18 protein-coding genes are annotated in these 25488 nt (G+C 64.0%); 15 read left to right on the top strand and 3 right to left on the bottom strand.

All coding sequences use genetic code 11. The features are described from left to right. Positions 1-612 precede the first annotated feature (612 nt). The 3 genes from ABD733_RS11150 (at position 613) to ABD733_RS11140 (ending at position 3505) form a co-directional block, all read left to right on the top strand. On the top strand, positions 613-1578 hold the full coding sequence (locus ABD733_RS11150) for a ParA family protein (RefSeq protein ID WP_344796172.1): 966 nt from the start codon (positions 613-615) through the stop codon (positions 1576-1578). Further along, positions 1571-2182 carry a hypothetical protein gene (locus ABD733_RS11145; RefSeq protein ID WP_344796170.1) on the top strand — a complete coding sequence of 204 codons (612 nt, stop codon included), beginning with the start codon at positions 1571-1573 and terminating at the stop codon, positions 2180-2182. The genes ABD733_RS11150 and ABD733_RS11145 overlap by 8 nt, the downstream gene beginning before the upstream one ends. A 201-nt stretch (positions 2183-2383) precedes the next feature. Next, complete coding sequence (locus ABD733_RS11140) at positions 2384-3505, top strand: replication protein RepA (RefSeq protein ID WP_344796168.1); 1122 nt, start codon at positions 2384-2386, stop codon at positions 3503-3505. A gap of 1506 nt (positions 3506-5011) precedes the next feature. On the opposite strand, the gene ABD733_RS11135 is transcribed toward ABD733_RS11140, so the two are convergent. Next, positions 5012-5725, bottom strand: a complete 714-nt coding sequence (locus tag ABD733_RS11135) for an SDR family NAD(P)-dependent oxidoreductase (protein WP_344796166.1) — start codon at positions 5723-5725, stop codon at positions 5012-5014. 159 nt (positions 5726-5884) lie between these two features. Between ABD733_RS11135 and ABD733_RS11130 the strand changes: the two genes are divergently transcribed. Both ABD733_RS11130 and fabI read left to right on the top strand, forming a co-directional pair. Then, entirely contained in the window at positions 5885-6958 is a 1074-nt protein-coding gene (locus ABD733_RS11130; RefSeq protein ID WP_344796164.1) for a hypothetical protein, read from the top strand. Position 6959: 1 nt separating this feature from the next. After that, positions 6960-7727 carry an enoyl-ACP reductase FabI gene (fabI, locus tag ABD733_RS11125; RefSeq protein WP_344796163.1) on the top strand — a complete coding sequence of 256 codons (768 nt, stop codon included), beginning with the start codon at positions 6960-6962 and terminating at the stop codon, positions 7725-7727. Positions 7728-7749: 22 nt separating this feature from the next. Here fabI and ABD733_RS11120 read toward each other — a convergent pair whose 3' ends face one another. After that, positions 7750-8073 (bottom strand): helix-turn-helix domain-containing protein, encoded by a 324-nt coding sequence (locus ABD733_RS11120; RefSeq protein ID WP_344796161.1) that lies wholly within the window; start codon positions 8071-8073, stop codon positions 7750-7752. Positions 8074-8375: 302 nt separating this feature from the next. On the opposite strand from ABD733_RS11120, the gene ABD733_RS11115 reads away from it, so the two are divergent. The 10 genes from ABD733_RS11115 to ABD733_RS11070 all read left to right on the top strand — a co-directional run bounded on the left by ABD733_RS11115 (position 8376) and on the right by ABD733_RS11070 (position 21222). Continuing rightward, positions 8376-9602, top strand: coding sequence for a hypothetical protein (locus ABD733_RS11115; protein ID WP_344796159.1), 1227 nt, complete (start codon positions 8376-8378; stop codon positions 9600-9602). A gap of 13 nt (positions 9603-9615) precedes the next feature. Next, entirely contained in the window at positions 9616-9957 is a 342-nt protein-coding gene (locus tag ABD733_RS11110; RefSeq protein ID WP_344796157.1) for a hypothetical protein, read from the top strand. Positions 9958-9993: 36 nt separating this feature from the next. Then, positions 9994-10719 (top strand): hypothetical protein, encoded by a 726-nt coding sequence (locus ABD733_RS11105; RefSeq protein ID WP_344796155.1) that lies wholly within the window; start codon positions 9994-9996, stop codon positions 10717-10719. A gap of 92 nt (positions 10720-10811) precedes the next feature. Further along, the gene (locus ABD733_RS11100) at positions 10812-12173 is read left to right on the top strand and encodes a hypothetical protein (RefSeq protein ID WP_344796153.1); all 1362 of its coding nucleotides are present in this window, start codon (positions 10812-10814) and stop codon (positions 12171-12173) included. An 88-nt stretch (positions 12174-12261) separates the two neighbouring features. Beyond that, positions 12262-13899 carry a hypothetical protein gene (locus ABD733_RS11095; protein ID WP_344796151.1) on the top strand — a complete coding sequence of 546 codons (1638 nt, stop codon included), beginning with the start codon at positions 12262-12264 and terminating at the stop codon, positions 13897-13899. Further along, a complete protein-coding gene (locus ABD733_RS11090; RefSeq protein ID WP_344796149.1) occupies positions 13896-15467 on the top strand; it encodes an ATP/GTP-binding protein in 1572 nt (523 codons plus the stop codon). Before ABD733_RS11095 ends, ABD733_RS11090 begins: the two co-directional genes overlap by 4 nt. A gap of 26 nt (positions 15468-15493) precedes the next feature. Next, positions 15494-16756 carry a hypothetical protein gene (locus ABD733_RS11085; RefSeq protein ID WP_344796147.1) on the top strand — a complete coding sequence of 421 codons (1263 nt, stop codon included), beginning with the start codon at positions 15494-15496 and terminating at the stop codon, positions 16754-16756. A gap of 1 nt (position 16757) precedes the next feature. After that, positions 16758-18308, top strand: coding sequence for a type IV secretory system conjugative DNA transfer family protein (locus tag ABD733_RS11080; protein WP_344796269.1), 1551 nt, complete (start codon positions 16758-16760; stop codon positions 18306-18308). 2 nt (positions 18309-18310) lie between these two features. Then, on the top strand, positions 18311-18823 hold the full coding sequence (locus ABD733_RS11075) for a DUF4913 domain-containing protein (protein ID WP_344796145.1): 513 nt from the start codon (positions 18311-18313) through the stop codon (positions 18821-18823). Positions 18824-18939: 116 nt separating this feature from the next. Continuing rightward, the gene (locus ABD733_RS11070; RefSeq protein ID WP_425552905.1) at positions 18940-21222 is read left to right on the top strand and encodes an AAA family ATPase; all 2283 of its coding nucleotides are present in this window, start codon (positions 18940-18942) and stop codon (positions 21220-21222) included. Positions 21223-21317: 95 nt separating this feature from the next. Here the strand turns inward: ABD733_RS11070 and mobF are convergent, their stop codons facing one another. Further along, the gene (gene mobF, locus ABD733_RS11065; RefSeq protein ID WP_344796141.1) at positions 21318-25328 is read right to left on the bottom strand and encodes a MobF family relaxase; all 4011 of its coding nucleotides are present in this window, start codon (positions 25326-25328) and stop codon (positions 21318-21320) included. Positions 25329-25488: the final 160 nt, after the last annotated feature.

The following is a 25488-nucleotide window of genomic DNA, read 5'->3' as shown; positions in this document are numbered from 1 at the left end:
GGTCGTCCCCCAGGGTCGGTTCACCCCGGGTCGCCGCGTGAAGCCATGCGGCGAAACGACACTGAGAGACAGGCAGCCTGCTTCACTGGTGTGACTGGTGACACCAGTGAGGCTGGTGCGACTGGTGACACCGGCAATTATGTTGCCCGCCCGAGCAATGCTTGAGACGGGTGAGTGGTGGGCATCAAATGCCGCCACGCCCCAACGGCGCTGTACGGCTGTCTGAGGGAATAAAGGTCCAATGTGGGCCAACTACCTCAACCTGCCCGAGTTCGTTTGATACACGCGATTTCGCGCTAACTGGTGACACTGGTGAGACTGGCGAGCGTTTCCTGGTGAGACTGGTCACAACTCTTTCGCTGGTCTTGCTGTCGTCACCAGTTAGGGCTGCCTGGTCACACCAGTAGTGCCAGCAAAGCCGGTTTGCCTATAATGGTGATGTTGGCCCAACAGTTGTCACCTTCGTCACTGGTGGCACCACCTAGGCTGGTGAGAATGGTGACGCTCATGAGCAACCTGCGAACTTCATGAAGCTCGTGGCATCACCTGCCTCACTGGTGAGACCAGCCACACCAGTCAACGGGGAAGCGACCCCGCGCGAGGAGCATCTAAATGGCAATCACACTCGACCGGTCAGCGCTCCAGCGCGTCGTAGCCGTCATCAACAACAAAGGCGGCGTCGGCAAGACCACTCTTTGCGCGAACGTCGGCGGCATCCTCGCCGCAGGCGGCTGGCGGGTTCTCATTCTCGACCTCGATCCGCAGGGGAACCTCGGACTCGACCTCGGCTACCACGGTACCGAGCAGGACGACGATGGCGCCGGCCTGTCCAAAGCGTTGCTGTTCGGTGAGACCATCGCGCCGGTGAAAGCCATCCGCGAGAACCTCGACGTCGTCCCCGGCGGACGCCTCGTAAACCACATCGCACGCAGCCTCGGGCAGCAGATGGGGGAGTCCGGCAACACCAGCGCGCAGACGCGTCTCGCCCTCGCCACCTCACTTGCGCCCATCGCGCTCGACTACGACATCATCCTTCTCGACTGCCCGCCGAACACGGACGTCATCCAGACCCTCGCCGTCGCCGCAGCCAGGTACGTCCTCATTCCCACCAAGGCGGACACCGCCAGCCTCCAAGGGCTCACCTTGACGGCTGAGCGCCTCGAGCAGGTGACCGATGTGAACCCCGACGTCGATTTGCTCGGCGTCGTCGTCTTTGGCTCCGGGGCGAGCTCTACGAATGTGCGCCGCGGCTTCGCAGATGCCGTCGTCGCTGAACTCGGGGGAGAAGCTGCCCGAGAGATGGTCTTCCAGAACTACATCCGCCATGCCGAAGCGACGGCTATGGCGGCACGCGAGAAGCGACTCCTGGTCCACGAGCTCGACGCGAAAGTGAAGAACGCGCCGAAATGGTACGAGGCATTGAAGGCGGGGGAGAAGGTCGAGTCACCCGGGCCACAGTCCGCGGGCTCCGTCGCGGACAGCCTCTTTGCAGTCACCCAGGAGCTCATCGCCAGACTCACACAGAAAGAAGAAGACGCGGCCGCGGCCGCCGAGACGAAGGCTGACACCTATGTCTGACACCTCGAACCGTTCCATCGGCGCTCCACCGCCCATCCGCCGCAGCGGGGGGGCAGCTTCCCTCATCCGGGAGAACCGACCTATACAGCCTGCCGAGGCGCCGGAAGTCTCGGGGGAAGCAACGCCGGAGCGTTCCATCACAGGCCCGCCGCCGGCACCCCGCATTGCGGTCCAGCAGACCATCGCCTCGGCGCCCGAGCCGGATCTCAAGCAAGCGGTAGCCCCGGAACCTGCAATCCCGGTTACAGAAGACGCCCCGTCGGCTGCGCCCGCGGCATCAATCGCGCCGTCACTTCCCGCAACAACCGCCACGGCACCGGCCTCTACGCCATGGACGCGCAAGAAGGGCGCCGCGCCAGCTGTCGAGAGCCCCGACGACATCATCAAGGTGACGTTCGAGATTCGCCGAGGTGACCGGGACGCGTTCAACGCTGCCTTCGCGATGGCGAGCGCCCGCGAGTTCTACACGTCCCCCAAAGAGATTCTTCAGCGCATCTACAACGCGGAGACGAAACGTATTGAAGACGCGTACAACGATGGTCAACCTTTCCCGCTTCGAAAGAAGCAAGCGCCTCGCGGAACTCCCATCCAGCCGCGAGGGTAGTGCGAGGACCACGGGCGTGTGTGCGAGTTGGTTCGCGGCAATGTCGGTAGATACCTGTAGTTATCGGGGAGTGCGGCGCGAGTTCCCTGCGGTGAACCGCGACAAGAGTCCCGACACGCCGACTCGCGTCGGGGGCAATGTCCGAGACTCAAGCCATGCTGGCCGCACACGGAATCCAATATTGGACCTGGGGAGGCCAGGATGACGAGCGACGCAGCTGCCGACACCGGCGACAAGTGGCATGAGGACGGCGACGAGCCGAATGCGGTCAGCTCCCTGGGTGAAGCCGCACCGCGCATCGAACCGGTGATTCCCGCAGGCTTCTTCAACGGTCTCGAGATGACGAAGGATCAGGTCCGGCTGATCGATTATCGGAGCTCTCTCGAACGTAACGGGGGCCAGCCGGACGAAATTGCGTTCTCCGCCCGCGTGTGGGCGCAGGTGTCCCTGCCATACAAGGATCCAGGGGAGGTGCCGTTCTGGGTCCGTCGGAACGGGAACATCACCCTGCGCGTCCAGCCGGCCGCCGTCACAGACCGTGCCGGCAACGACACTGCCGCGTACCCGTTCGGAATCTTCCCGCGTCACATCATGACCTGGATGGCAACGGAAGCGGTTCGCACCAGGAAACCGACCCTCGAGCTCGGCGACGACATGCAGGAATTCATGGAGAAGCTGCAGATCAAGGCTGGCGGGAACAGCCGGAAGTTGCTGGCGAACCAGATGGAGCGCGTCTTTGGTTCCCGCCTCAGTGTCGAGGGTCTCGTCGTCGGCGCTGACGGAACAGGGTATGGCCACTCGAAGGAGTACTTCCCGATTGCCGACAGCACACAGCTGTGGTTCAACGAGAAGGACGAGTTACGTCAGCCCGGACAACCGGGACTGTTCACCTCGAAGGTCACCCTCTCGGACAGGTTCTACGAGTCCATTATCGAACGTCCGGTACCAGTGGACCCCGGCGCGTTGCAGGCGCTTGGTGCCAAGCCTCTGACGTTCGACATCTACGTCTGGATTGGGTACCGGCTCTACGGCATCGAGTACCCGACGAAAATGGCGTGGGCTGAGTTGCACAAGCAATTCGGGTCCCAAACGAAACGACTCCGCGATTTTCGCGCAGCCTTTGCAGGCGCCATTCGCGACATCGCCATCATTATGCCGGGTCTGCGCTACGAGCTCGAGCCCGACTACTTCGTCCTATACCCGAGCCCGACTCCGATTGAGCAGACAGCGAAACGCCGCATTGTACGGACGCCGAGGTCGTCTGGGGCTCCAAGGAATCTTCGCGCCGTCGAGCCTCCCGAGGCCGATGCCGGGGACGAGTAGGCCCGGCGCGACACGAGTCACTTTCGCCAGAACCGGCCCGCGAGCAGAGTCCCTCGGGCCGGTTTTAGCGTCCTCGGCGCGAGAAGAATCCCTCGATGCTGCGGCGGAACGTCGACGTCAGCGGCGGTGTGCGACGGGGGACTCTTGTCGCGCTCAGCCGTGGGGCGTGACGCTTCGACGAGGGGCTGAGTGGGGGACTCTTGTCGCGCTCTCTTGAGGGATTCTTGTCGCGCATAACCGGGCTCTCCAGTTACATGCACACCAGTGCTTGCGAGTCCGCCAATATCATTGCTGTGATCAGGGGACTCTTGTCGCGGAGACGCGCACGGGATTCTTGTCGCGCACCGACTGTTCGCCGGCACACTTGATGTCTGCTGCGGAACGAACCGCCAGAAGAATCCCTCGGCATACGGCCCATCAGCCTCGAGGGATTCTTGTCGCGCCTGGCAACAATCGGCGGTTGGCGTCGCCGCTGACAACCCATTCAAGAGCACGGGCGAGTGGAGGCCCGCGAGAAGAGTCCCTCAGCGCGACAAGAGTCCCTGAAATCGTGAGCGCGAGAAGAGTCCCTCAGGCGAACCTCATCAATTTCAGCGCTCAGAGCCGTTCTGATCCTCCCGGTGTAGTCAGTCTTGAACTTCGGGGGTCGAGTCGCTCAAATAGGCCCCGCAGGGCCTCTCAGAAGCATTTCCGGTTCGCGAGCAACCTGCATTCCGAGGTGCACTTCCTTCATCCCTGCTGCTTTGGAGTTCTCCACTTGGACGCTGTTTCTCCCCTCTTTACTCACGTTAAGAGCGGCCAGTTTTACAGGGTGCTTTACGAGGAGGAAGTACAGGAGGGGTTATCCACACCCCCGCGGATCCTTGTTCTGACACCGATTGCAAGTCTTCGCGGAGCACGGTTAGCGCGAACAGAGTCCCTCCAACCGCGAACAGAGTCCCTTCAAATCGCGAGAAGAGTCCCTTATCCACAGGCTCTCGGCAAGGGTAAATCGAGGGACTCTTGTCGCACCCTGGATCTCGAGCAAAACTGTGGATAAGTCGGCGCGGCGAGGCGTTTGAAGGGACTCTTGTCGCGCACTACGACGCAGCCCTGTCGGGGCGCCGGTGTTGAGGGACTCTTGTCGCGCTGATGTCTCAACGACGCGCGCGCAGTGTGCATCGAGGCTGATCGCCGGGGGAGTCGCGTAGGGTCCAGGAACGGGAGCGCTCGCGTGTCGTCGACAATCGTGGCCGTAACGACGACGTCTTGGATATGGCCGAGCTACCCGAGGCCAGGCCGGACCGAGGAGGCACTGAGTACGACGAGGAGCCTTCCGGCTGCTACGCCCTGGGTGTGTGTGACGAGCGCCCAGCGGCGCTCCGAGACGCCACCCTGGTCGAAGGCCGACGTGGCGACCCGTTCGGGCTTTAGGTGTCCTGCCTCATGACGTTGTGACCTCAACGTCATTCGCCTCGCAAACCCTTAAGTCTGGGGCCGTGAAAAGCGAACTTCGAAAATGCGGAGTCAGGCGCCGAATCCCTCGCCACCAGTTACGGGGATTACGGCCCCAGTGAGGAAGGTGCTGTGTGCGGTCCAGTAGATGACGTCTGCGATTTCTTCTGGTTCCGCGAAACGACCCAGGGGTGTTGCGGCGAGCATCTTCGCCCGGTTCTCTGAGGTGAGTGGGGCGATCATGTCGGTTTCGGTTGTTCCGGGCGCCACCGTGTTGATTCGGATGCCGCGTGGTCCGTATTCCCACATGGCCGAACGCATGAAGCCCTCTAGCGCGGCCTTGGATGCGGTGTAGTGACTGCTGCCTGGGATTCCCGTGTGGGCGCTTTCCGAGGAGACCAGAACGATGGAACCCGATCGTTGGCGGTTCATAAGCTTGGCGGCATGCTTGACGACCATCATCGAGCCGATGGTGTTGACCTCAAATACCTCCCGAGCACTCTCCGCCGTCATTCGGACGAGGAGTTCTTGCCGGGTGATCCCTGCGTTGACCACGACGACGTCGAGCCGACCTGTCGAATCCAGCACAGTCCGCACGGCGGATTGAATGCTGGATTCGTCTCTGACGTCGGCTTCCACGCCCGTGACGCCGGCCGGCACTCCGGTTCCTCGGTGGGTGCCGGTGACGAGATCGCCTCGTTCCGCGAAGAGCTTGGCGGTTGCAGCTCCGATGCCGCGGGACGCTCCAACGACGAGGACTGACTGCGGCTGTGTTCTTTGATGCATGCCTCGATTATCTGTTACGTTGTGACCCGTGCGGGGGTAGACCCCTCGTAAGTTTGGTCGCTGGATAGCGGCTCAGGCTGGACACTCTCAAGCGCTTGGCGCCGGTGTGCAGCTGCATTGCGCCTTCGCTGGGAGTCCCAGAGAAGGAAGGCGGAATGCATGGCGGAATCACAAATCAACGCACTCGGACAGTGGGTCGTCCTTGACCGTTTTGGTGACACGACAACGCTGCTCGCCGTTGGGAATCAGGACCTTGACGGGGTGAGCCCTCGACGCCACCTTTCTCAGGTCGGCCGTCAGGTGCTGCTGCCAGCGCTGACCGAGGCCCTTTCAAATGGCTCCGCAGTTGATCGGGTGGCCGAGTTTGGTGACGAGAGCTACGTCGTGCGGGTCAAACCGATCCACACTCCCGACAAGTCGCGCGTGGTTGGCGCGTACGGGATCTACACGGAAGAGGGGAGGCAACTGCCCCCGGAACCGTTGATTGGTGCTTGGCAGTGGACCGTGGACCTCACAGGAAACAACGTGGGTGACACGTCTTCCCTCTGGGACGACAACCTGTATGAGCTGCATGAGTTCCCGAAGTCAGCGTCGCAAAGTTCACGAGGTCCGGTGGGGGACTGGTTGACCCGACTATTGCCGTACGAGGAACGGGCACGGGTAAAAACCACAGTGGACGCGGGGTTGGCGGCGGGGAACAACGTTCACCAGCTCCTCACGTTTGGAGCCATCACGCGATTGGGAACACCCAACCCTGGCAAGAAGCAGCTGTCGCTGGTGGGCTCAGCGGTACCGATCGAGGGACGGCCAGGCGTGCACTTCGCCTACGGGTTTACCAGAGAGGTTCAGCGGCCAAGCACGTACCGGACTACTGGCCTCGACGTCGTGGATCCGACAGAGTTCACGCGGGCTTACTTCGCGCTGGCGTCGGAGACGGCCTTCGCCGCCGTGGATTGCGCGCAGTCCTACACGTTCATGACGTCTCCGAGCTGGGGGCTTCTTGGCTTCTACGAACCGTTCGAGGGGGACATCGCTGCTCTCGCTACGGAGAAGGGCCGGCTCGAGTTTGAGACTTTCATCGAGCAGGCCCGCCAAAGCGACGGTGAGACCCAGCTCGACGTCAAGCTTCTTCGCGCCGATGGGACGACCGACTGGTTTCGAGTACGGGCGGCGCGCGTGGACAAGGCAGGGGACTCCAGCCGGTACCTGATCCTTTCGATTGGAGCGATCTGAGATGGGGCTCCTCGAAGGAAAGACGATCCTCGTCTCAGGGGTCTTCAACGAGACGTCGATTGCCTACCGTGCTGCCGAGGTCGCCCAGCAGCAAGGGGCGACGGTCATCCTGACGGCCTTCGGCCGGCGACGCCGCATCACGGAGGCGATCGCACGTCGCCTCCCAACGACGCCACCAATTGTTGAGTTCGACGCCACCCTTCCGGAGGACGTGGGGCTGCTCCATGACCAGGTCGCCCAGCACGCGGACCACCTCGACGGCGTCGTCCACTGCATTTCCGCGAGCTTCCCGTCCGTCGTCGGAGACCACTTCGCGAGTGCGGAGTGGCAGGACGTCTCACACTCTTTTCAGGTGTCCGCGTACTCCTACCAATCTCTCGTGCGCGGAGTCGACAAGCTCCTCGTCGACGGCGCAAGCGTCGTGGGATGCACGCTGGACGGTTCCGTGGCCTGGCCTGTGTATGGCTGGGCCGGCGTGGCCAAAGCCGCCTATGAGTCCACGAATCAATATTTAGCCCACCACTACGGCCAACGAGGCATCCGCTGCAACCTCGTGGCGTCAGGACCCATTGAATCCTTCACGATGAAAGCGATCGAAGGCATCGATGAAGTCGACGGCATGTGGGAGAGCCGAGCGCCACTGCATTGGGACAGCACCAACAGCCGCCCGGTAGCCCGGTCGATCGTGGCGCTGCTGTCCGACTGGCTGCCGGCAACCACAGGATCCGTCATCTACGCAGACGGAGGATTCCATGCCGTCGCCTATTGATCGGCGAGGCGGAGACGGACGGTCAGCCGAGAAAGTACTCGAGGAGCTGCGCCAGCTCCCTCGTAACAACACTTTGCTTGGCCCAGTGTTTGACGCCGGGACCACGTCGACGCGTGCCCTCCGGGGCGTCATCCTCCGTGTAACCGCGATCGCGCAATTCAGCCAGGGCGTTGAACATCGACGGCTTACTCATCGACGGCTTCACAACGTCATAAAGATCCGCAACGGTCCGGGGCTCCTGCAAAAGAGCTCGAAGCACGAGGACACGCGAGGGCGAGGTCAGCATCTCCTGAAAATGGGCGACCTCATCGGGAGTGTGCCTCATCAGGTTCTCGGGCCTCGGCATGCGCCCAATTGTGGCGCTAATCGAGAGGCCACACCCGTCCGCTGCTGACATAACCCCGCCACAGTCACAGTCTCAATTGCGACTTCCATAGTTCAACCCGGGATCTCGCAGCCTTCAAACAACTGACGCCCCTTCGGGCGTCAGCGATAGCTATGCCATTTCCCCGGCCGTTGCTTCAAATTTGCTGGCCTTGACGACTTGACCTCAAATTGCGTGGGTTTTTTGCAGTGATAGTTGGAGAGTCGGGGATGGGCTGCTAATTCCTTCAACTGATTTAGGCACGATGCTAGGAGACGAACGAAATGAGTGACATCAACTCGAACACACCGGAAGAGGTGTTCGGCGGGGCAGCGCGCGCCAGCGACTACATCGAGGAAGACACAACGTCCATCACGCCGCACCTGGAGCGACGCGTGAAGGCTGAGACGCCGACTGAGGGGCTGCCAAAGCTGCCGCCGATGCCGAAGAGCCCAGTGCGCCCCGAAGGTGCGCCGCCACGTCCTGAGCCGGTTCTGGCTGCGGTGCCCCCGGCACCGTCAACGCCGGCCGAAGCGCCCGTGGCGAGGTCGCGGGATGAGAGCTTGTCGGTGCTGTTTGGGGGAGCGGCCTCCGGGCTCAGCGCGACTTCGTCAGCTCCGGTGAAGTCGAGCAAGGGGCTGCGGGGATTGTTCCGCATGGCCCCTAGCCCGGCCGAGCTGGCCGAGCAAGAGCACCAGGCGCGCTGCTTGGCGAACGAGACGATCATCCGTCAGGCGACCTGGACCCGGCACGTGCGCATTCTCGTAGCGAACAAGAAAGGCGGCGTCGGCAAGACCCCGACCTCGATTCTTCTCGGCGGGGTCATTGCGGCGATCCGTGGCGGCTCGGTGGCGATCTGGGAAGTTTCCGACGACCCGGGAGCGCTCAACTACCGGGCCGAGGGGAATGCCCTGATCGGCCTTGGTGAGTTGGTGCGCGACGCCGACACCATCACCAGCGCCGGGCAGCTCATGGGCTACGGCGTCCCGCAAACCTCGTTCGCGACGGTCTTCGGCACCGTCTCCGAGGACCGTCCCGCTCTGACGTTCGAAGACGTGGTGAAGGTCTCCGACAAGATCGGGGAGTTCTACGGCATCGAGGTCATGGACTCGGGCAACGTCCCCACGTCCTCCGCGTTCCAGGGAGCGGCGTCCGTGGCCGACATTCTGGTCGTGCCGGTCATGAACTCCGGCGACGCCGTGGTGCAAGCCATTCAGGTGCTCAACGTCCTCCGTGCCGGCGACGCCCACTCCAAGGCCCTCGCGGAGAACGCGATCGTCGTTCGGCTGAAGGACGGCCGCCCCGAGAACGCGGCCGTGGCCGACGAAGTTGCTCGCCTCCTCCACGACGCAGGGGTGACTCAGCGCCACGAGGTCCCCTACGACGCCCACATTGCCGAGCGCGGGCAGCTCACGGTCGGCAAGCTCGCTCCCTCCACTCGAGACGCCTTGGCCGCTGCGGCCGCGGGCGTCGTCCGTTCGCTCCAAACCATCGTCTCCACCGCACGCTGAAAAGGACCCACCCATGCTTGATCTGCTCGCCACAACCGCCCTCCACACTCACCAGCTCGTCGCTGCGGTGGACAACCCTCTCGACGGGCTCGTGCCCGATTTTTCGTTCGGTGGAACGAAGTTCACGCAGCTCTGGCAGAAGGCCATTACCGCGATCTGGGGCATCGGCATCCTGATTTCGATCGTCTACCTCGTGATCGGAATCGTCGGCATGGCCGGTGCATCGGGCGAGGTCAACCCGAACCCTCAGGCCCACGCGGTCGGTCGAAAAAATGCCCTCTGGGCTGGCGTCTCTCTCGGCGTCCTGGCTGCTCTGGCGCTCGTTGTCGGCGCGATCCTAACCTTCGCCACCTAACCCACCCGCCACTCAACTTCTCAGGGGAGATGAACCATGCGCATGTACTCAGCATCCGGCCGTTCTCGGTGGCCAATCGTCATCGGGGCCGCGGTCGTCGTGGTCGCGGTGGGTGGCGGCATCGTCTACGCGACCAACCGTGGGAACAACCAACCTACGGCGACCATCACCACCAGCGCGCCCGCTCCGGCCGTCACGTCGATTCCGACTGGGGGCACGTCCGGTAGCGGCGACAACGAGAACGACGAAGCCCCCACGGGCTGCCTCGGAGGCCAAGACCGCGACGCGCCAATGGTCCTGGCAGCGCAGAAGGCGGCTAAGCACAGCACTTACGGGGCTGTCGAGGTTGCGACGTCGTTCTACCGCTGGCTCTGGCAGTACCCGACGCCTAATGCCTCCGACGCGGACACCGTGTCGAAGAGCATCATGGCGATCACGAGCCCCGTGGCTTATCGAGACCTCGCCGGGGCGTATCAGAGGGCCGGCGACAAACTCGCGGCCGGGGAAGTCCCCCCGGGGACGTCGTTCCACGTGTCGACCACTAACGGAATCTGGCGCGTTACGGAGCACTCGACGTCGAACCAGGTTTACGTCACCTTCGCCGTTGGCTATGTCATCGACGGGGCATTGAGCCCCACCAAGACCACCGTGAGCGGATTCGTCATGGATTGGGAGAACGGTGCCTGGCGCATCGAAAAGAGCATCGTCCCCGATCAGACCGTCTTGGCCAACGGCGGTACTCGATATACGGGAGGCTGCTGATGTCGGCGGCCGGAGACGTCGCCTGCGCCGTGAGCCCGGTGGGCTGCGCGATCGTTAGCGGTGGGAAAGCCATTGGAAACGCCGCTAGCGGCGTGGGTGATGCAGTCAACACGGCCAAGGGCATTGCTGATTTCTGGTCGGACCCGGCGGGCAACACTTTCAACATGTTGCAGGACGGGGCCAAGAGCCTGTCCGACACAATCATGCCCGCCATCACGAAAGCGACCCTGCCGGACCTGACGGCGGATTGGTTCATCAACGCCTACAAGGTCTCGTTCGCTCTGGCGATTTTCGTGATGGTGGCGCTGATCATCCCCCAGGTGGTGCGGACGGCACGCGGCCAGCAGTCCGGCCGTGACCTTGCGGAATCGCTGGGGCTCTACGCCCCCCTGTTCTTGATCGGTGCAGCGTTCGGCCCGTTGCTCGGGTCTTTCCTGGTCCGGTTCTTCGGCGCGCTGTCGGACTCCCTCATTTCGTGGGGGATCAACTCGTCGTCGCAAACGATCGTCGACAAGTTCTCAAAGATGCTTTCCGCGAAGGACAACGGGGCGGGCCTTGCCGGGGGAGCGATCGTGGGGGCGCTGCTGATGTTCTTCATGATCATTGGCCTGTTGATCGTGGTCCTGATCCTGATCGTGCAGCTCATCACCCTGTACTTCACAGGTGTCTTGTTCCCGCTCGGGTTCGTCTGGATCATCGACAAGTCCAAGCGGAAGTTTGGCACCAAGATCGCGTACCTCTGGTTCGGCATTTTGGCTTCTCACCCGCTGCTGTTCTTCATGCTTGCGATCGCCTACAGCATGGTCTCGTCCAGCGTCGACGTCTTCTCCAAAACCCCGACCCTGGAACGCACCGTGACTCTCGTGGTGTCGATCCTGTCGCTCGTCCTTGCGGGCCTCTCGCCTGTACTGCTGACGAAGTTCGCGCCCGTGCTCCCGATGGGTGGCGCGGGCGGTGCGCCGGCGGGCCCGATGATCGGGTCTTCCTCGATGCAAGAGGCAGACGCGAAGTACGGCGACTCCGGGGCCGGCGGCAGCGGCGGCGGCGGTTCGGCTGGTTCCTCGACCAGCTCAAAGGGCTCGCCTGCGAGCACGACGTCGGCCGACGCCGGCTCGGCCGCACCGGACACCGCTTCGGCGGGCAGCAAGGCAGCAGCAGCGTCCAACGGCGCTGAGACGGCTTCTGCGGGCGCAAAGGTCGGGGCCGGTGCGGGTGCCGCGGGCGGCGGCGCTGCGGCCGCAGAGGGCGGCGCTACGACCGCAGGAGCGGCCGAATCCAGCACGGGCATTGGTGCAGCGATCGGCATTCCGACGATGATCGCTGCCGGCGCGAAGGCCAGCTTTGACACGACGAAGAAGATCGGTGACTCGGTGGGCGCTGCCGCGGTCGAACCGGTCGTGGATCACGAGGAGCACTACGGAAGGGACCGGGCCCATGAGTCACACCGAGACTAAAAAACCTCCTTACGTCCGCTACCTCGGTGGGGAGTCGGGGCACCGGTCGTTCTTTGGTGGCACCGCGTCGCGGCCCCGGATTATCGCCATGGCGATCTTCATTGGTGGCGGGATGATCGGCGTCGCCTTCGGCGGCGGCCTGCCGGTCCTGTTCATAGCTGCGGCCGGGGTGGGCGTGACGATGCTCGTCACGGCCACGACGCACCGCGGGACGATCTTGCAGCGCCGGACGAAGCGGGCCCGCTGGAAGTCGAGGCAGCGCCTCGGGACCGACACGTTCATCCCGTTCGATGACGCCGAGTGGGACCGCCTGCAGAAGCAGGCGGCCAAGGCCACGAAGAAAGAGCAAGCCGAGACAGCCAAGCTCCTCCGCCAGATGCGGGCAAACCCGGACGGGTCAGACGGCATGGGTTGGTTGCAGTACAGCTCCAAAACGCCCGGTATCGCCTGGCACGCCCCCGTGGGACAGCAGCCCTACCTCTCGGTCGCGTTCGCGGTCTCTGGTCAGATTCGCGGGATGGAGTCGGCCGGCGCGCTCACCCGCGCGGCGGCCGGCTGGGGCCGGTTCCTGGCACGCCGCGCGTCGCCCGCCTCGCTGATCAGCGACGTGCAGACCCTCACCCGCGTTCTTCCGCCCGACACGGCCATGCAGGATCGGTGGGTGTTAGAGCGCATGGAGAGCGCCCCTGTCCTCGGGGATATGCCGACTGATGAGGACCGTGCTTTGCATGCGATCCGCCTTGCCTCCTACGAGGCTCAGAAGCGTTCGTATAGCGAAGTCATCCAGCTCACCAGCCAGGACGCCATGGTGCAGCGGCACTACGTCGTGGTGTCCTGGCCGCTAACCCAGAAGTTCACGGACGCGGCCGCGAAGTTCGGGTCCGGGCGGGACGCCTGGCGGGCCCTCATGGCGGACCAGATCGTGGCGACCGTTCGTGGTCTGGTCGACGCACGCATGGGGACCGTTCGCCCGCTCACGGCGAAGCAGACGGTGGCGGTCATCCGGCACCAGCAGAACCCGAACATGCCCATTGACCTGGCCGGCCCGGTGAACCCGCTCCGCGACGTGGGCCTTGCCTCCCACGATGAGTTCTCAGCTCACGTGGTGGAGTCCTACGACCCGACGATCCTCCGCCGCGGCGACCCAATCGAGGACGCTCCCGGGGTGACGTGGTGGCATCGTACCGCGGCGATCCACGGCGAGAACCTGGCCGTCGCCGGCCGCTCTCCGCTGTGGTGCCTCGACCTTCTCGTGGGCCGTGAGCTGACGTTCGTCCGCTCGGTGTCGTTCCACATGCACCTCATCCCGGCCGGGCAGGCGAAAGCAGCCGCCCGGGCCGACGTCGTGCGCGACATGGCCGGCGTCGTAGCTGAGCAGCAGAAGGGCCGGCTCGTGTCGGACGACTCGACCACCCGCATGTCGGCCGCCCAGCGTCGCGCGAAAGACCTCGAAGCGGGCTCGCACCACCACGGCGCGTCCTGGGTCGGCTACATCACCATTTCGGCGCCGACGCGGGAAGACCTTGCTCAGGCGTCACGGCAGCTTGAAGAGGCGTGCGCGACCGGGCTTGGGATTGACTTCCTTGACTGGCAGGACTCTTTCCAGGCGGCCGCCTCTGGGACCACCTGGCCCATTGGTCGGGGCCTGCGCCCCGACTCTCCCTCTCTGGCAACGCGTGCGATCGGCCGTCTGGCCGGTCGGAGCGAAAAGGAAGCACTTTCATGAGCAAGCACGCCCCCCTCACTAAGGCGACGCAGGACAACACCACAGCCGCGCAGACGCCGGCCGACAGTACTCGTCGGGGCGCACGCGCCGCGGTGGTGGAGACCAAGCGCCGGCCCCGGCTGGCGAGCATTCCGCTGCTGTGCGTGTTCGTGCCCCCGGAGGCCCTGGCCCCGGCAATCACGGGCGAGGAGGACGCACCCGGTCAGGGCGATCGCCCGGTCGCACGGTCGTTGGACCTGTCGCCGTTCGAGCTGCCGGGCTCTCGCCTGCGGTCCTCAGCCGGGTCGGCGTCGCGCGGGTGGTACGCCCCCACGATTTCGGGCGCTCCGACGACGACCCGGCAGGCCGAGATTCTGAACACGGGCATCATCGGCGCTCCGACGTCGTTCCGCGGTGTCGTCAACGGCCGAGACAACCTCTCCTCGACGTCAATCAGCCACGACGCCCCGACCGCCTACAACATGCAGCCGCGCGAGCTCACGAGCCCGAACGTGCTCCTTCTCGGCACGGTGGGCGCGGGAAAGTCGTCCTTCACGAAGACGGTCATGGTCATCCGGCCGCTGCTGCTGAACAAGCACCGCGCAGTCGTGTTCGACAAGAAGGACCAGGGCGGCGTGGGTGAATACACCGGCGTCGTCCAGCGCATGGGCGGGACCCACTTGCTGTTCAACCCGGACGGATCAGGCACCCGCCTGAACCTCCTCGACCCTGAAATTGTCCGTGGCACGGGCTTTCGAGGACAGGGCGCTCTTGTGAACGCTGTGGCGCGCATCGTCCGGGACGACACCCCGTCGACGGTGTGGGAGCGGAAAGCGACCAGGTACGCCCTTCAGCTGGCGTTCGCCTCGTTCGACGACGGCCGCGTGCCGACCCCCGCGGACCTGCTGCCGTTCCTCGGCCAGGTGCCCCAGGACAAGGACCTGTCAAAGAAAGCCGCCGACCGGTTCCACCAGGCCGGCCTCACGATCCAGTACGCCCTTGATGACCTCCTCGAGGACTTCGCCGGCACCTTCGACGGCGAAACATCCAATGACGTCGACCTGAGCCAGAAGCTCACGACGTTCGACGTCTCCCAGCTCCCAGACGACGGCCCGGCCGTGCCGACGGTGATGGCGATCGGGAACATGTGGCTGATGGGGCGGCTCCGGCAGGAGCGCGGCTTCATCACGAACGTGGTTTACGAGGAGGGCTGGCACATGATCGGTGGCCCCTCGTCCCGGCTCGTGAAGTCGAACCAGAAGCTCTCCCGGTCCCTCGGTATCTCCAACGTGTTCGTGATGCACAAGGGCACCGACATTCCCCCGGACAGCCCCGGCTACACCGTCGTCCAAGAAGCACAGACGATCTACGCGTACCGGCAGGACCGCGATGAGGACGCCCGCTGGGTCACCCAGACCTTCAACTTTGCCCCCGACACGCAAGAGGTTCTGATGAACCTCCGTCCCGGGAACTGCGTCTTCAAATTCGGCTCGAACCCGGAAACGCACATGCAGCACATTCGCTCCCAGTGGGAGGCCGAAGTGACCGACACGGACGAGGCCATGGAAGCGGGCGCGGCCACCGCGTAATCGGTTCTCGGATCAGGGGAGAGACGATGAGCAAGTGGATTGGCGGCACCCTCGTGGTGCTGCTTCTCGTATTCCTGTTAGCGGGTGCGACGCTGATCGGTGGCGGCGGCCCGCAAACCTCGGAGGCGTGCGCGGGCACGGCCGTCAACATTCAGACCGCCGCGGCCCACACGGCGATCGACGGGTACTCCGGCGACCAGCTCGTGAACGCTACGGCGATCATGAACGCCGGCGCCGCCCTCGGCGTCAACACGCAAGGGCAAGAGATTGGCGTCATGACCGCCATGGGCGAATCCACGCTGGAAAACATCACCTACGGGGACAAGGCCGGCCCCGACTCGCGCGGGCTGTTCCAACAGCGAGACACCTGGGGCACCCTCGCGCAAAGGATGGACCCCACCACCGCGGCGACACTCTTCTTCCAACGCCTCTTGAAGGTGCCGAACTGGCAGAGCATGGCGCCTTCGGCCGCTGCTCACGCGGTGCAGATCAACGCGGACCCGAACCACTACACAAAGTATTTTGACGCGGCCCAGGCCGTCGTGCAGGCGCTCACGGGCGGGCAAGCGGCGTGCGCGTCGACAGTCTCGGTGTCGGGAGACGCGAAGGCCCTCGCTCAGAACCTAGTCAAGGGCATCGACAACGGCACGATCACGGGCCTTGCCCCGGATCACCTGAAAGAGATTCGCTGGATTGCCGAAGGGCAGACCGTCGCGAGCTGTGGGATCGACACCCGCATTTTGCAGGTCATCACCGTGGCGTATCAGACGTTCGGGAAGATCGGGATCTCCGACATTAATCGGGCGTGCACCGGGCAGCGGCCGGGTGCCGGCAACGCGTCCGCGCATGTCGTCAATGGTGGCGGCCATGCGGTCGATTTCTACAGCCTCGGTGGTGTCGTCACCAACGGGTGGGACGCGAACGCGATCAAGCTTCTAAAGACCCTCGACCCGATCATGGCGTCCGACTCGGGCACCGGGCAGGCCGACTGCCGCGCCGCGCACGGCGACTCGCTGACGCTCACCAACATCAGCCGGCAGGTTGCCGACTCCTGTAACCACGTTCACGTCGAGGTCGACCCGATGGGGAGCGAGCCCATGAAATTCAACGTCAAAGAGGCCACCTCGACAGACAAGGGATTAGAGAATGAAAAGCACCCGCACCAACGTCCTCGTCGGCTTCCTCTTCGCCTTGCTTCTAGGTGCCGTGTACCTCGCGATCCATGCCGGCGCGGCCTTCTCGCACTCCGCGGGCGACTACCCCTGGAACCCCTTCCAGCTCTTCGGTGACATGACGCTCGGCGGAACACCGCTACCGAAGTCCGCCCCGGTCTTCATGTTCGTGTTTCTCATCGTCGCGGTAGCTGCCTTCACGGGCCTGCTTTCCTGGCAGGCCCGTCGTGCCGCGAACAAGCGCAGCAACGTCGCCCTGGCGCACATGGCCACGAAAGCGCAGACCAAAGTTCTCCGCGTGAAGCAGCGCACCGCCGAGACGGCCCGCCTGCACCCGAACGTCGACATGTCGTGCGGGCAAAACATCGGACGGACGATCGGGAGCCGCGCCCTGTGGGTCTATCAGGGCTGGCGTGAGACGGGTGTCTACGTGTTCGGCACCGGCCGGGGTAAGACGAGCGCGTTCGTCATCCGGCACTGCCTGGAAGCGCCCGGTCCGTGCATCATGACCTCGAACAAGGTCGACGGGGTGCGGGAAGTCATCGCCGGCAGGAAAGACCAGGGGACGGTGTACTTGTTCGACCCGCACCGCATCTACCGCGACGAGCTGACCCCCGATTTCGTCTACAACCCACTCTCGGACATTGAGACTTTGGAAGATGCCACAGAGCTGGCGATGATCTTCGAGGCTTCCACCCGTGGCGAGGCCGATAAGGGCGGGGACGCCCAATTCGACACGGACGGCCGCGACCTGCTCTCAGCGCTGCTGCTGGCGGCCGCGGTCGATGACCTGGGGCTTCCGACCGTCTACCGGTGGTTGTCGAGCAACTTCGGCCAGGAAGCCCAAGTCATCCTCAACGAGCACGGGCTGAAGGGTGTCGCTCTCACTATTGGGGGTGTCCTGAACTCGGCCGAGAAGACGAAGCAGTCGACATTCAGCACTGCCCGCCGCATGGCGTCGGCGCTGAAAAACGACCGCCTGGTGGCATGGACGGACACGGCCATTCGCGAAAAGGGCGGGGTGCGGTCGTTTGATCCGGCCGAATTCGTGCAGGGGAAGGACACCCTCGTGCTGCTCTCGAAAGACGGTGCCGGATCCGGCGGCGCGATCCTGACGGCGCTCGTGCGCGCGATCGGCAGGAAAGCCGAGAGCGCCGCACAGCGCAACGGCGGCCGATTGGCCGTGCCGCTCGTCATGGAGCTGGACGAGTGCGCCAACATCGTCCGGTGGCCGGAGCTGCCGTCCCTGTACTCGTTCTACGGCTCCATGGGGATTATCCTCAACGCCTACTTCCAGTCGAAGGCTCAGGGCGTCGAGGCCTTTGGCCGCGGCGGCTGGCAGGCCCTCTGGGACGCGGCCGCGAATCGGGTTTACGGCGGCGGCGTCGCCGACCCCGATTTCCTCGGGGATCTCGCTCAGCTGATCGGCAAGTACGACGAGACCACCTACGGCACCTCGACCGGCCGAGACGGCCAAATGTCGTCGTCCACGTCGACCCGTCAGGTGAACACCCTCGACGTCGACAAGCTCGCGAACCTCCCGGAATGGCGGGTGGTCATGTTCAACTCCAAGTGCCGGCCCGTGATGCTGACCTCTCAGCCGTGGTTCCGCGACCGGGAGCTGAAAGCTCAGATCGACGGCCACGCGCTCGTGGCGAAAGCGGCGTGACGATGAGCGATGAACCGACATACGAGGACGAGCCCGAGATGGACCCGGCCGAGTTCGAGGGCGACGAGGGCGACGCGGTTGACCCGCGCAAGGACGTCGACCCGTTCGAGTCGGACCCGGAGAGCGAAGGAGACGCGCCGGAGTACGAGCCCATCGACAATCGAGCTGACTTCCTCGACTGGTTCGATCAGCACTTCCACACAGTGGAGGCGACAGGCAGCCGGGAAATAGCGATCTGGTGCCCGGAATGGTGGCTGCACCCGGAAGTCAACGCCCGCCTATGGGCGCTGTTTCGGGCGCACCAAGCGGTCGAGCTGAGCCTGTCGCTTGATGCGCTGTCGGATTGGTGGCTCAACCACTGGGACCGACACAAAACGATTATCTTCGACGCCCAGACCGGCCCCTTCAAAGACTGCGACATGACCCAAGGACACCTGTACCAGCGGACAAAGGGCCGCAATAGGCCTATCGTCTCCGCCGCCATCCCCCCTGACAGTTGGCATCCGCCAGTCTGAATCCAGCGTGCTTCAGACCGGGGAGCGCGACAGGGCTGAGCTATTCTCGAAGCTGAGCAAGCATCATTCTGCAAAGATGCAGATTGGGCAGCTCTTAAACAAATGGGGGTTGGCCAATGCTTGTGCGAATCGAGAAGGTCCAAGGCATCGGACTGCTGCACGATGCGCGGGGCTCTGCGTACAAACTGGGAAGATTCGCGCTCCTCTATGGAGGAAATGGCCGTGGTAAATCCACGCTGGCCAGTGTTTTTCGCTCAAGCGCTACGGGAGACTCCACAACCCTCGAGGAGCGAGTGACGGTTGACGCAGGGCATAGCCCATCCGTAATCCTGCAGTTCGACGGAGGCCATAAGGTCACGTATGACGCAAAAGCCTGGACCGAACAGCGGTCAGAATTCATCGTCTACGACGCCGAGTTCGTCAACAGAAATGTCTATTCGGGAACGGAAATAACGCCGGATCATCGGAAGAACCTGCTCGACTTCGCGCTTGGCGACAGTGCTGTCGCCGCGCGGTCGACCGAAGAGCAAGCTTCTCTTGCTCAACAGCGGGCCTCTATGAAAATTCGCGACCTCACTGCTCGCCTTCAGGTTTACGCCGTGGCTTCAACGGTGGCAGTGTTTCGTTCCCTGCGGCCGGTAGAGCAACCGGACGCTAAGAGGAAGGCAATCACTGAACGACTTTCGGCTGCTACCCGCGCCGAGACGATTCTCCAGCAACCCCTCCCAGCCGAGACACCCGAACCGACACTAGACATCGGGGCGGTCTTCAAGGTTCTAAACCAGACTCTGGATGATATTCAGTTGGAGGCTGAGGCAGCCGTGGAAGCTCATGTCCAAACCGTTGGACTCTCAGAAGTGACGGCCTGGATAAGCGAAGGACAGCAATTTGACAACCACGAGATCTGCCCATACTGCGGGCAAGGAACTCAAGGATTATCGCTTATTCGCATGTACCAGAGCCACTTCAATCGGGCCTATCAGGACCTTCGTCTTGCGATCCAGGCCTGCATAAAAGGAGTACTCCAATCGACAGACCCTGCTCTTTTCGAAGAAATCGTCGCCCACCGCAAGCAAACCAACGAACGATTGACGGCTTGGAAGCCATACGTCGACCTCAGCCTCCTCACGGAGGAGCGCGACGAGCTTTCTGCCACGTCGCTTAACAATCTTCGCGAGTTGCTCCTGAGTCTCCTCGCACGGAAAGCGCTTGCGCCTTCCGACCAGATAGCCACGGTAGAAGAGGAAGACGACGCCCAACGACTGTGGGGCCAGTTTCTCCAGGTTGTAACGGAGACCAATGAGCTGATTGTGGCTCAGCGCACAACTATTGGCATCTTTCAAGATTCGCTCAGAGGCCAAGAACCCGAACTCATAGCTTCAGAGCTCAAGCAGCTCGATTTGGCGATACTGCGCCACACGCCAGAAGTGGTGCAACTCGTCGACGAGCTAGTGACGGCGGAAGCGTCGCTGAAAGATGCAGAGCAGTCGAAGAAGACGGCGAGAACAGCTCTGACTGCCCTGATGACCGCCACTCTTTCGAAATACCGAACCGACATAAACACCCACCTCGCTAGCCTCGGTGCCTATTTTGCGATCGACGAAATTAAGACCAACTACATGGGGAGCGCTCCCCGTACGGATTACGGCATCACACTTCGTGGCACTCCGATCAAGTTGGCCGGTGGCCTTCCGTCATTCGCAACGGCCCTCAGCGAGGGCGACAAGCGATCGATGGCTTTCGCGTTCTTCGTCGCGTCGACGCTGGCCGACCCGCAGCTCGACCAAAAAATCGTCGTGATCGACGATCCCGTAAGCAGCCTGGATAAAGCTCGGCGCGAATACACCACCGAAATTCTCGTACGCATAGCGAAGCAGTGCGGGCAACTTATCGTCCTCGCTCACGATGCGGTCTTCCTTCGCGACCTGCGACGCGCCCTGGTCAAGGCAAGAATCGACGGCGACATCACGAACATGCAAATAGCGCGAGCACCCGGTGATTATTCCGATTTCGGACCCGTCGACCTCGACCGAGAATGCGAGTCGGCCTACTACACCAACTACCGGACCGTAACCGACTTCGTCGCCGGTACGACAACGGACCGATTAACGGCAGCGAAGGCGATGCGACCACTGCTTGAGGGGTACCTGCATCGGCGCTATCCGGGGAAAATCTCGGATGGTGTCATGCTCGGAACAGCTATTGAACAAGTCGACCAGGCTTCCCCGCCGAGCCCGCTGGTCCACGCCCAGCCGGACGTTGCAGAGATGCGGTCTTTGAACGACTTCGCTGGGCGTTTCCACCACGATACGAATCCTGATTCAGCGTCGGAGTCTCCAGATGAGCAGTCGGTTCTGGCATACGGGCGGAGAGTGCTGGACCTTGTGCACGGAGCCTGACAAGCAGTTGTAAGCGCCTGGCAGTGTGAATGGATCTGGGGCCTTTGGATCGTCCGCTTGTGTTCCGGTCTTGACGGTGAACGGTGGTCGTGCTTCTAGCGTTCGAGGTCTTGGTCTCGAGACCGGCCCTCGCGAGGCTGGTGAGGCGAGTCTTTCCGGTCGGCCACCTTCTCGACCTTGACGTTGAGTCCCTGCTTGCGTAGCTCCTCGGCGCGCTGTGCCGCTCGACGCTGCAGCTCCTGCTGTGCTTTCTGGGCCGCGGTGAGCGTGGATCGTGCTTGGTCGGTGCCGGGCGGTCGGGTGGTGTCTCCCGTCCGCCGCTGCGCGAGGTCCGCGGCTCTGCGCCGCTGCTCTTCCTGGGCAGCCCGAGCGGCGGTCTGCGGCTGCGTGGACGCAGCCCGGCCCTGTGGGGGCGTGACACTTTCTCGTGCGCGCTGGGCGGCGCCCGTCGCCGTCGCGGCCGCCCTCTGCTTATCGGCTTCGATCGCCGCCGGCTGGCTGCTCAGCTCCCATGACTTGTGGAGCGCGGTGACGCGGGCTGCGAGATCCGCGCCCACGGCGCGCTCTCGGTATTCGGCCGGCACCGCCTCGGGGCTGGCCTCATCGACGCGGTACTTCTCCCGGAACACGGAGACCTCGGCGGCCAGCTCGGTCCACTGCTGCCGCTTCGCCGGGTCGGCGGGGACGCCGCCCAGCTCGGCCGACCACTCGGGCCTTTCGACGGCGACCGTCGCGCCCCTCTCCTCGAGGCGGGTTTCGAGGTAGTCGTACCGCTCTTGCAGGTGTTCCCGCCAGTCAGGGGCGGTGTGCTCGGAGTCGAGAGCGCGGCGATCCGCAATCCACGCCGGCACAGCTGGCACCGACTGCTTACGGTCGTAGGGAAGCGCGTCGACGTGCGCGGCCGTGTTCGCCGTGATCCGGGCCGAGAGAACGGCCGGCCGGTCCTCGGCCCCGTCCATGTCGCGCTCGGTCCAGGACCGGTAGAGGGCGTCGGCCGGCTCGAGACCCTGCGCCTCCGCGTGGCGGAGAGCTGCCTCGACGGCTCCCCAGCTCTCGTGCTCTCGGAGAGTCACGGCTGTGTCGTGGCCAAGGGCCTGATCGGCCACCTTCTCGAACCTCAACGCGTCAGCGCGTTCCGTGACGTCGCTGTACTGGTCGATGAGGGTCACGAGGTTGTCGACGCGGGCGTGCTCATTGCGGATCGTCTCGGTGGCCGACAGCCTGGCGTCGGACGTGCGGGCGATCGAGGCGAGGACCTCGGAGACTGGCTGCGCCTCCTCGGTTTCGACGTACAGGTGGTTCTCGAGCCGGCCACGGGTCAGGCCGACATAGGCCAACTCCTTGGACGTCGTCGCGTCCGCGAGGACGTGGGCGGTGTCGGCGGTCATGCCCTGAGTGCGGTGAAGGGTCGAGGCGTAGCCCAGCTCGACGGACTTTTCCACGTACTCGCGGGGAAGGGTGATCTTCGCCCCGCTTTTGATGCCCGTAACCGTCAGGGAGCCGTCTTGGTGGGCCTTCTCGACGGTCCAGATGTCGTTGTTCTTCACTCGGTCCCGGCCCCCGCCCGTCTTCAACTGGGAGTCGTTCATGCGGGTCACGATCGTGTCACCTCGGTAGGCCGACAGGCCGTCGTGAAGCGGTGCTGATTCCTTGCCGCGGACGAGGCCCTGCGACATGCGGAGCGCTTGGGCGCGACCGTTCAGCTCCGAGACGGTTGCGTTGGTCTTCGCGACCATGACCGACTGCAAGCCGGCCTCGGTGTCGTGCTGCCAGCCCGAGAAGACGTCGGCTGTCATCCGGTCGACGTCGCCGCCCGTGACGCGACCGTTGTCGACATACCAGGCGAACGGGTCGCCGGTCCCGGTGGGGTCGCGGAGAAGCTTGGTCGCTTCCGCCTCTTCCCGGTTGGAGAACCGGTGAAGGACTTCGAGCTTCACGGAGCCGACCTCGTGCTCTAACAGCCGAAGCGCCCCGCCGGCCTCGACCGCTGAGAGCTGCTTGTCGTCACCGATGAGTCGGACGTGTGCGCCGTGGCGTTCCGCGATCCGGGTTACTTTCGCGAGGTTGGTGGTGCCGGCCATGCCGGCCTCATCAACCACGATCACGTCTCCCGGTTTCAGGTCGACGCCCTCCACGGGTCCGTCCTGGTGGAGGAGTTCGGTGAGGGTGCCTTTGCCGTGGGTGAAGGAGTGGATGGTGCCCGCGTCGACGCCGATAGCGTCGGCCATGACTTCCGCCGCGGCGGCGGAAGGGGCAAGCCCGATCATGCGGCCGCCCTCGGCTTCGACGGCTCGTGCGGCCACTTGCAGGGCTGTGGTCTTACCGGTGCCGGCAGGGCCGGTACCGACAACGAGGCGGCTGCTCGACGTCGCGAACTCGCCCGCCAAAGCACGCTGCCCGGCGTCAATGTGCGTGCCCTCAGCCTCCGCGATCCGATCGAACGTTTCCCGGCTGACGGGACGTACGGTGCGATCCCGGGCGGCGTCAAGGAGTGTGTCTTCTGCGACGAGAACGGTCCGTGAGGTGAGGAGCTGCGAGCCCTTGTGCTCGTAGATGCTCACCCCGTCTTTCCGCGTAAGCGGCTGGAATGCTCCGTGCGGTGCGGGCGGGGTGACGGTGATCGAGTCGGTGGTGAGAGCGTGCTTGGTGATCTGCTCCACCGTGCCCTCGACGACGTTCCCGCGGGTTCGTTCGGCCTGTAGGAAGCGTCGCGTCTCGGCCTCGATCATGTGCGGTCCCCAGACCGCGTGATGCTCGGAGACGGTTTCGACCACCCGGGCGGACGCCTGCTCAATCGTGATTCGTTCGGTATTGCCGGCCCCTGTGTTGCCGGCTCGAGCGGCTGCCCGAGCGTCGCGGAGAATCGTATCGACCACACGGGCACCGACGGCTTGCGTGGCACGCTGCCGCCAGGCGGTGCGGAGGTCCGCCAGTGAACGCGCGGTCTCCTTCTTGGGCCGGGTGTCGAGGGTCGCCTGCTGCGCCAGAGCGATCCGCGCCTTCAAGTCAGGGGCACGGCCGTTGTCTCGCCGGTAATCCCGTTCGAGCTTCTTCATGGCGTCTTTGATGCCCGCCGACCGGGTGGAGAACCCCTTGTTCAGGCGGTCGTCCACGCCCGCGATTTCCACGACGGGACGCTTGCCGCGGGTGACCTCGCGCAGTTCCGTGGTGACACCCAGACCTTCGGTCACGCGGTCCATGACGCGCTGGTTGTAGAACTCCGACGCGGCAACCCCCTGCCGGTGGAGAAGCTTCGAGTCGATGGTCCGCCACTTCCCGTCGACGCCCTTGACCTTATTCGCAACCACCACGTGATCGTGGAGCTGCGGGTCACGGGTACGGGAGTCGTAGTGCCGGAACCGGGTCGCGATCAGGCCGCCCTCGACGTCGATCTGAGCGACACCATTCGTGCCAGCGCGGGTCGCAATGGCCTCGTCCTCGAGGTACTTCACGGTGTCCGCGATAGCGGCCTCGTGGGCGTCCTCGATCACCTTCCGGGTGTCGTTGTCCCCGAGACCCCACAGCGTCGACACACTCTTAGCGGGAGAGAACACCAGGTCGAAACCAGCCACAGCCTGCGATGTCGGACGGGACGCTGCGGTGATGTACCGGCCCAGTTCTTCCTGGTCCGCGGGAGGCCGACCTTTCGCCTCGCGGAACGCCCGCGCGCCCTCGCGGACGCGGATAGCGCGCCGTTCCTCGGCGTTGGGCTCGCGGTGTTCAATGCGCTCGAACCGGGCGTAGCCCTCGTCAATGGCGGCACGGAGACCGGTGCCGCCTTGCTCGTACGAGTAGTAGCTACGGCCCAGCTTCGCCATGGCCTGCGCGTCCTCGGCGGACTTTCCCAACGCCTGCGCGTCGGCAATTATCCGATCGGCGTCGGGATGTAGGCCCTCACCAAAGAGGGCCTTCATCTGCTCCTCAGAAACAGTGCCCCTGACGCCAAGGGCTTCGAGGCCCGAGCCGACCCACACGCCGGGAGGGTTGCCATCTGCGGTGTAGTAGTCGCCCAGTTCGCGGCCCGGTTCGCGCTTGATATCGGCCGTCGCGGTCTCACTCGTGTAGTACGCATACCCGTCTCCCGCGGACAGGATATGCATGGTCATCACAGGGTTAGATTACCTCACTAATTCATAATGCCAGAGGTGTGACGACCTGGTGACTGAGGAACGAGAGAACGATCGGCCGTGATCCGGGAAGGATCACGCGGTAACGGGACGGAGACTGCAGGGGTCGAGAAGACGCAGAGAGGAACGAGCGGAGTCG

Source organism: Frondihabitans peucedani, assembly GCF_039537585.1.
GTDB classification, from domain to species: domain Bacteria; phylum Actinomycetota; class Actinomycetes; order Actinomycetales; family Microbacteriaceae; genus Frondihabitans; species Frondihabitans peucedani.
This window is presented reverse-complemented; position numbering and strand designations above follow the sequence as displayed.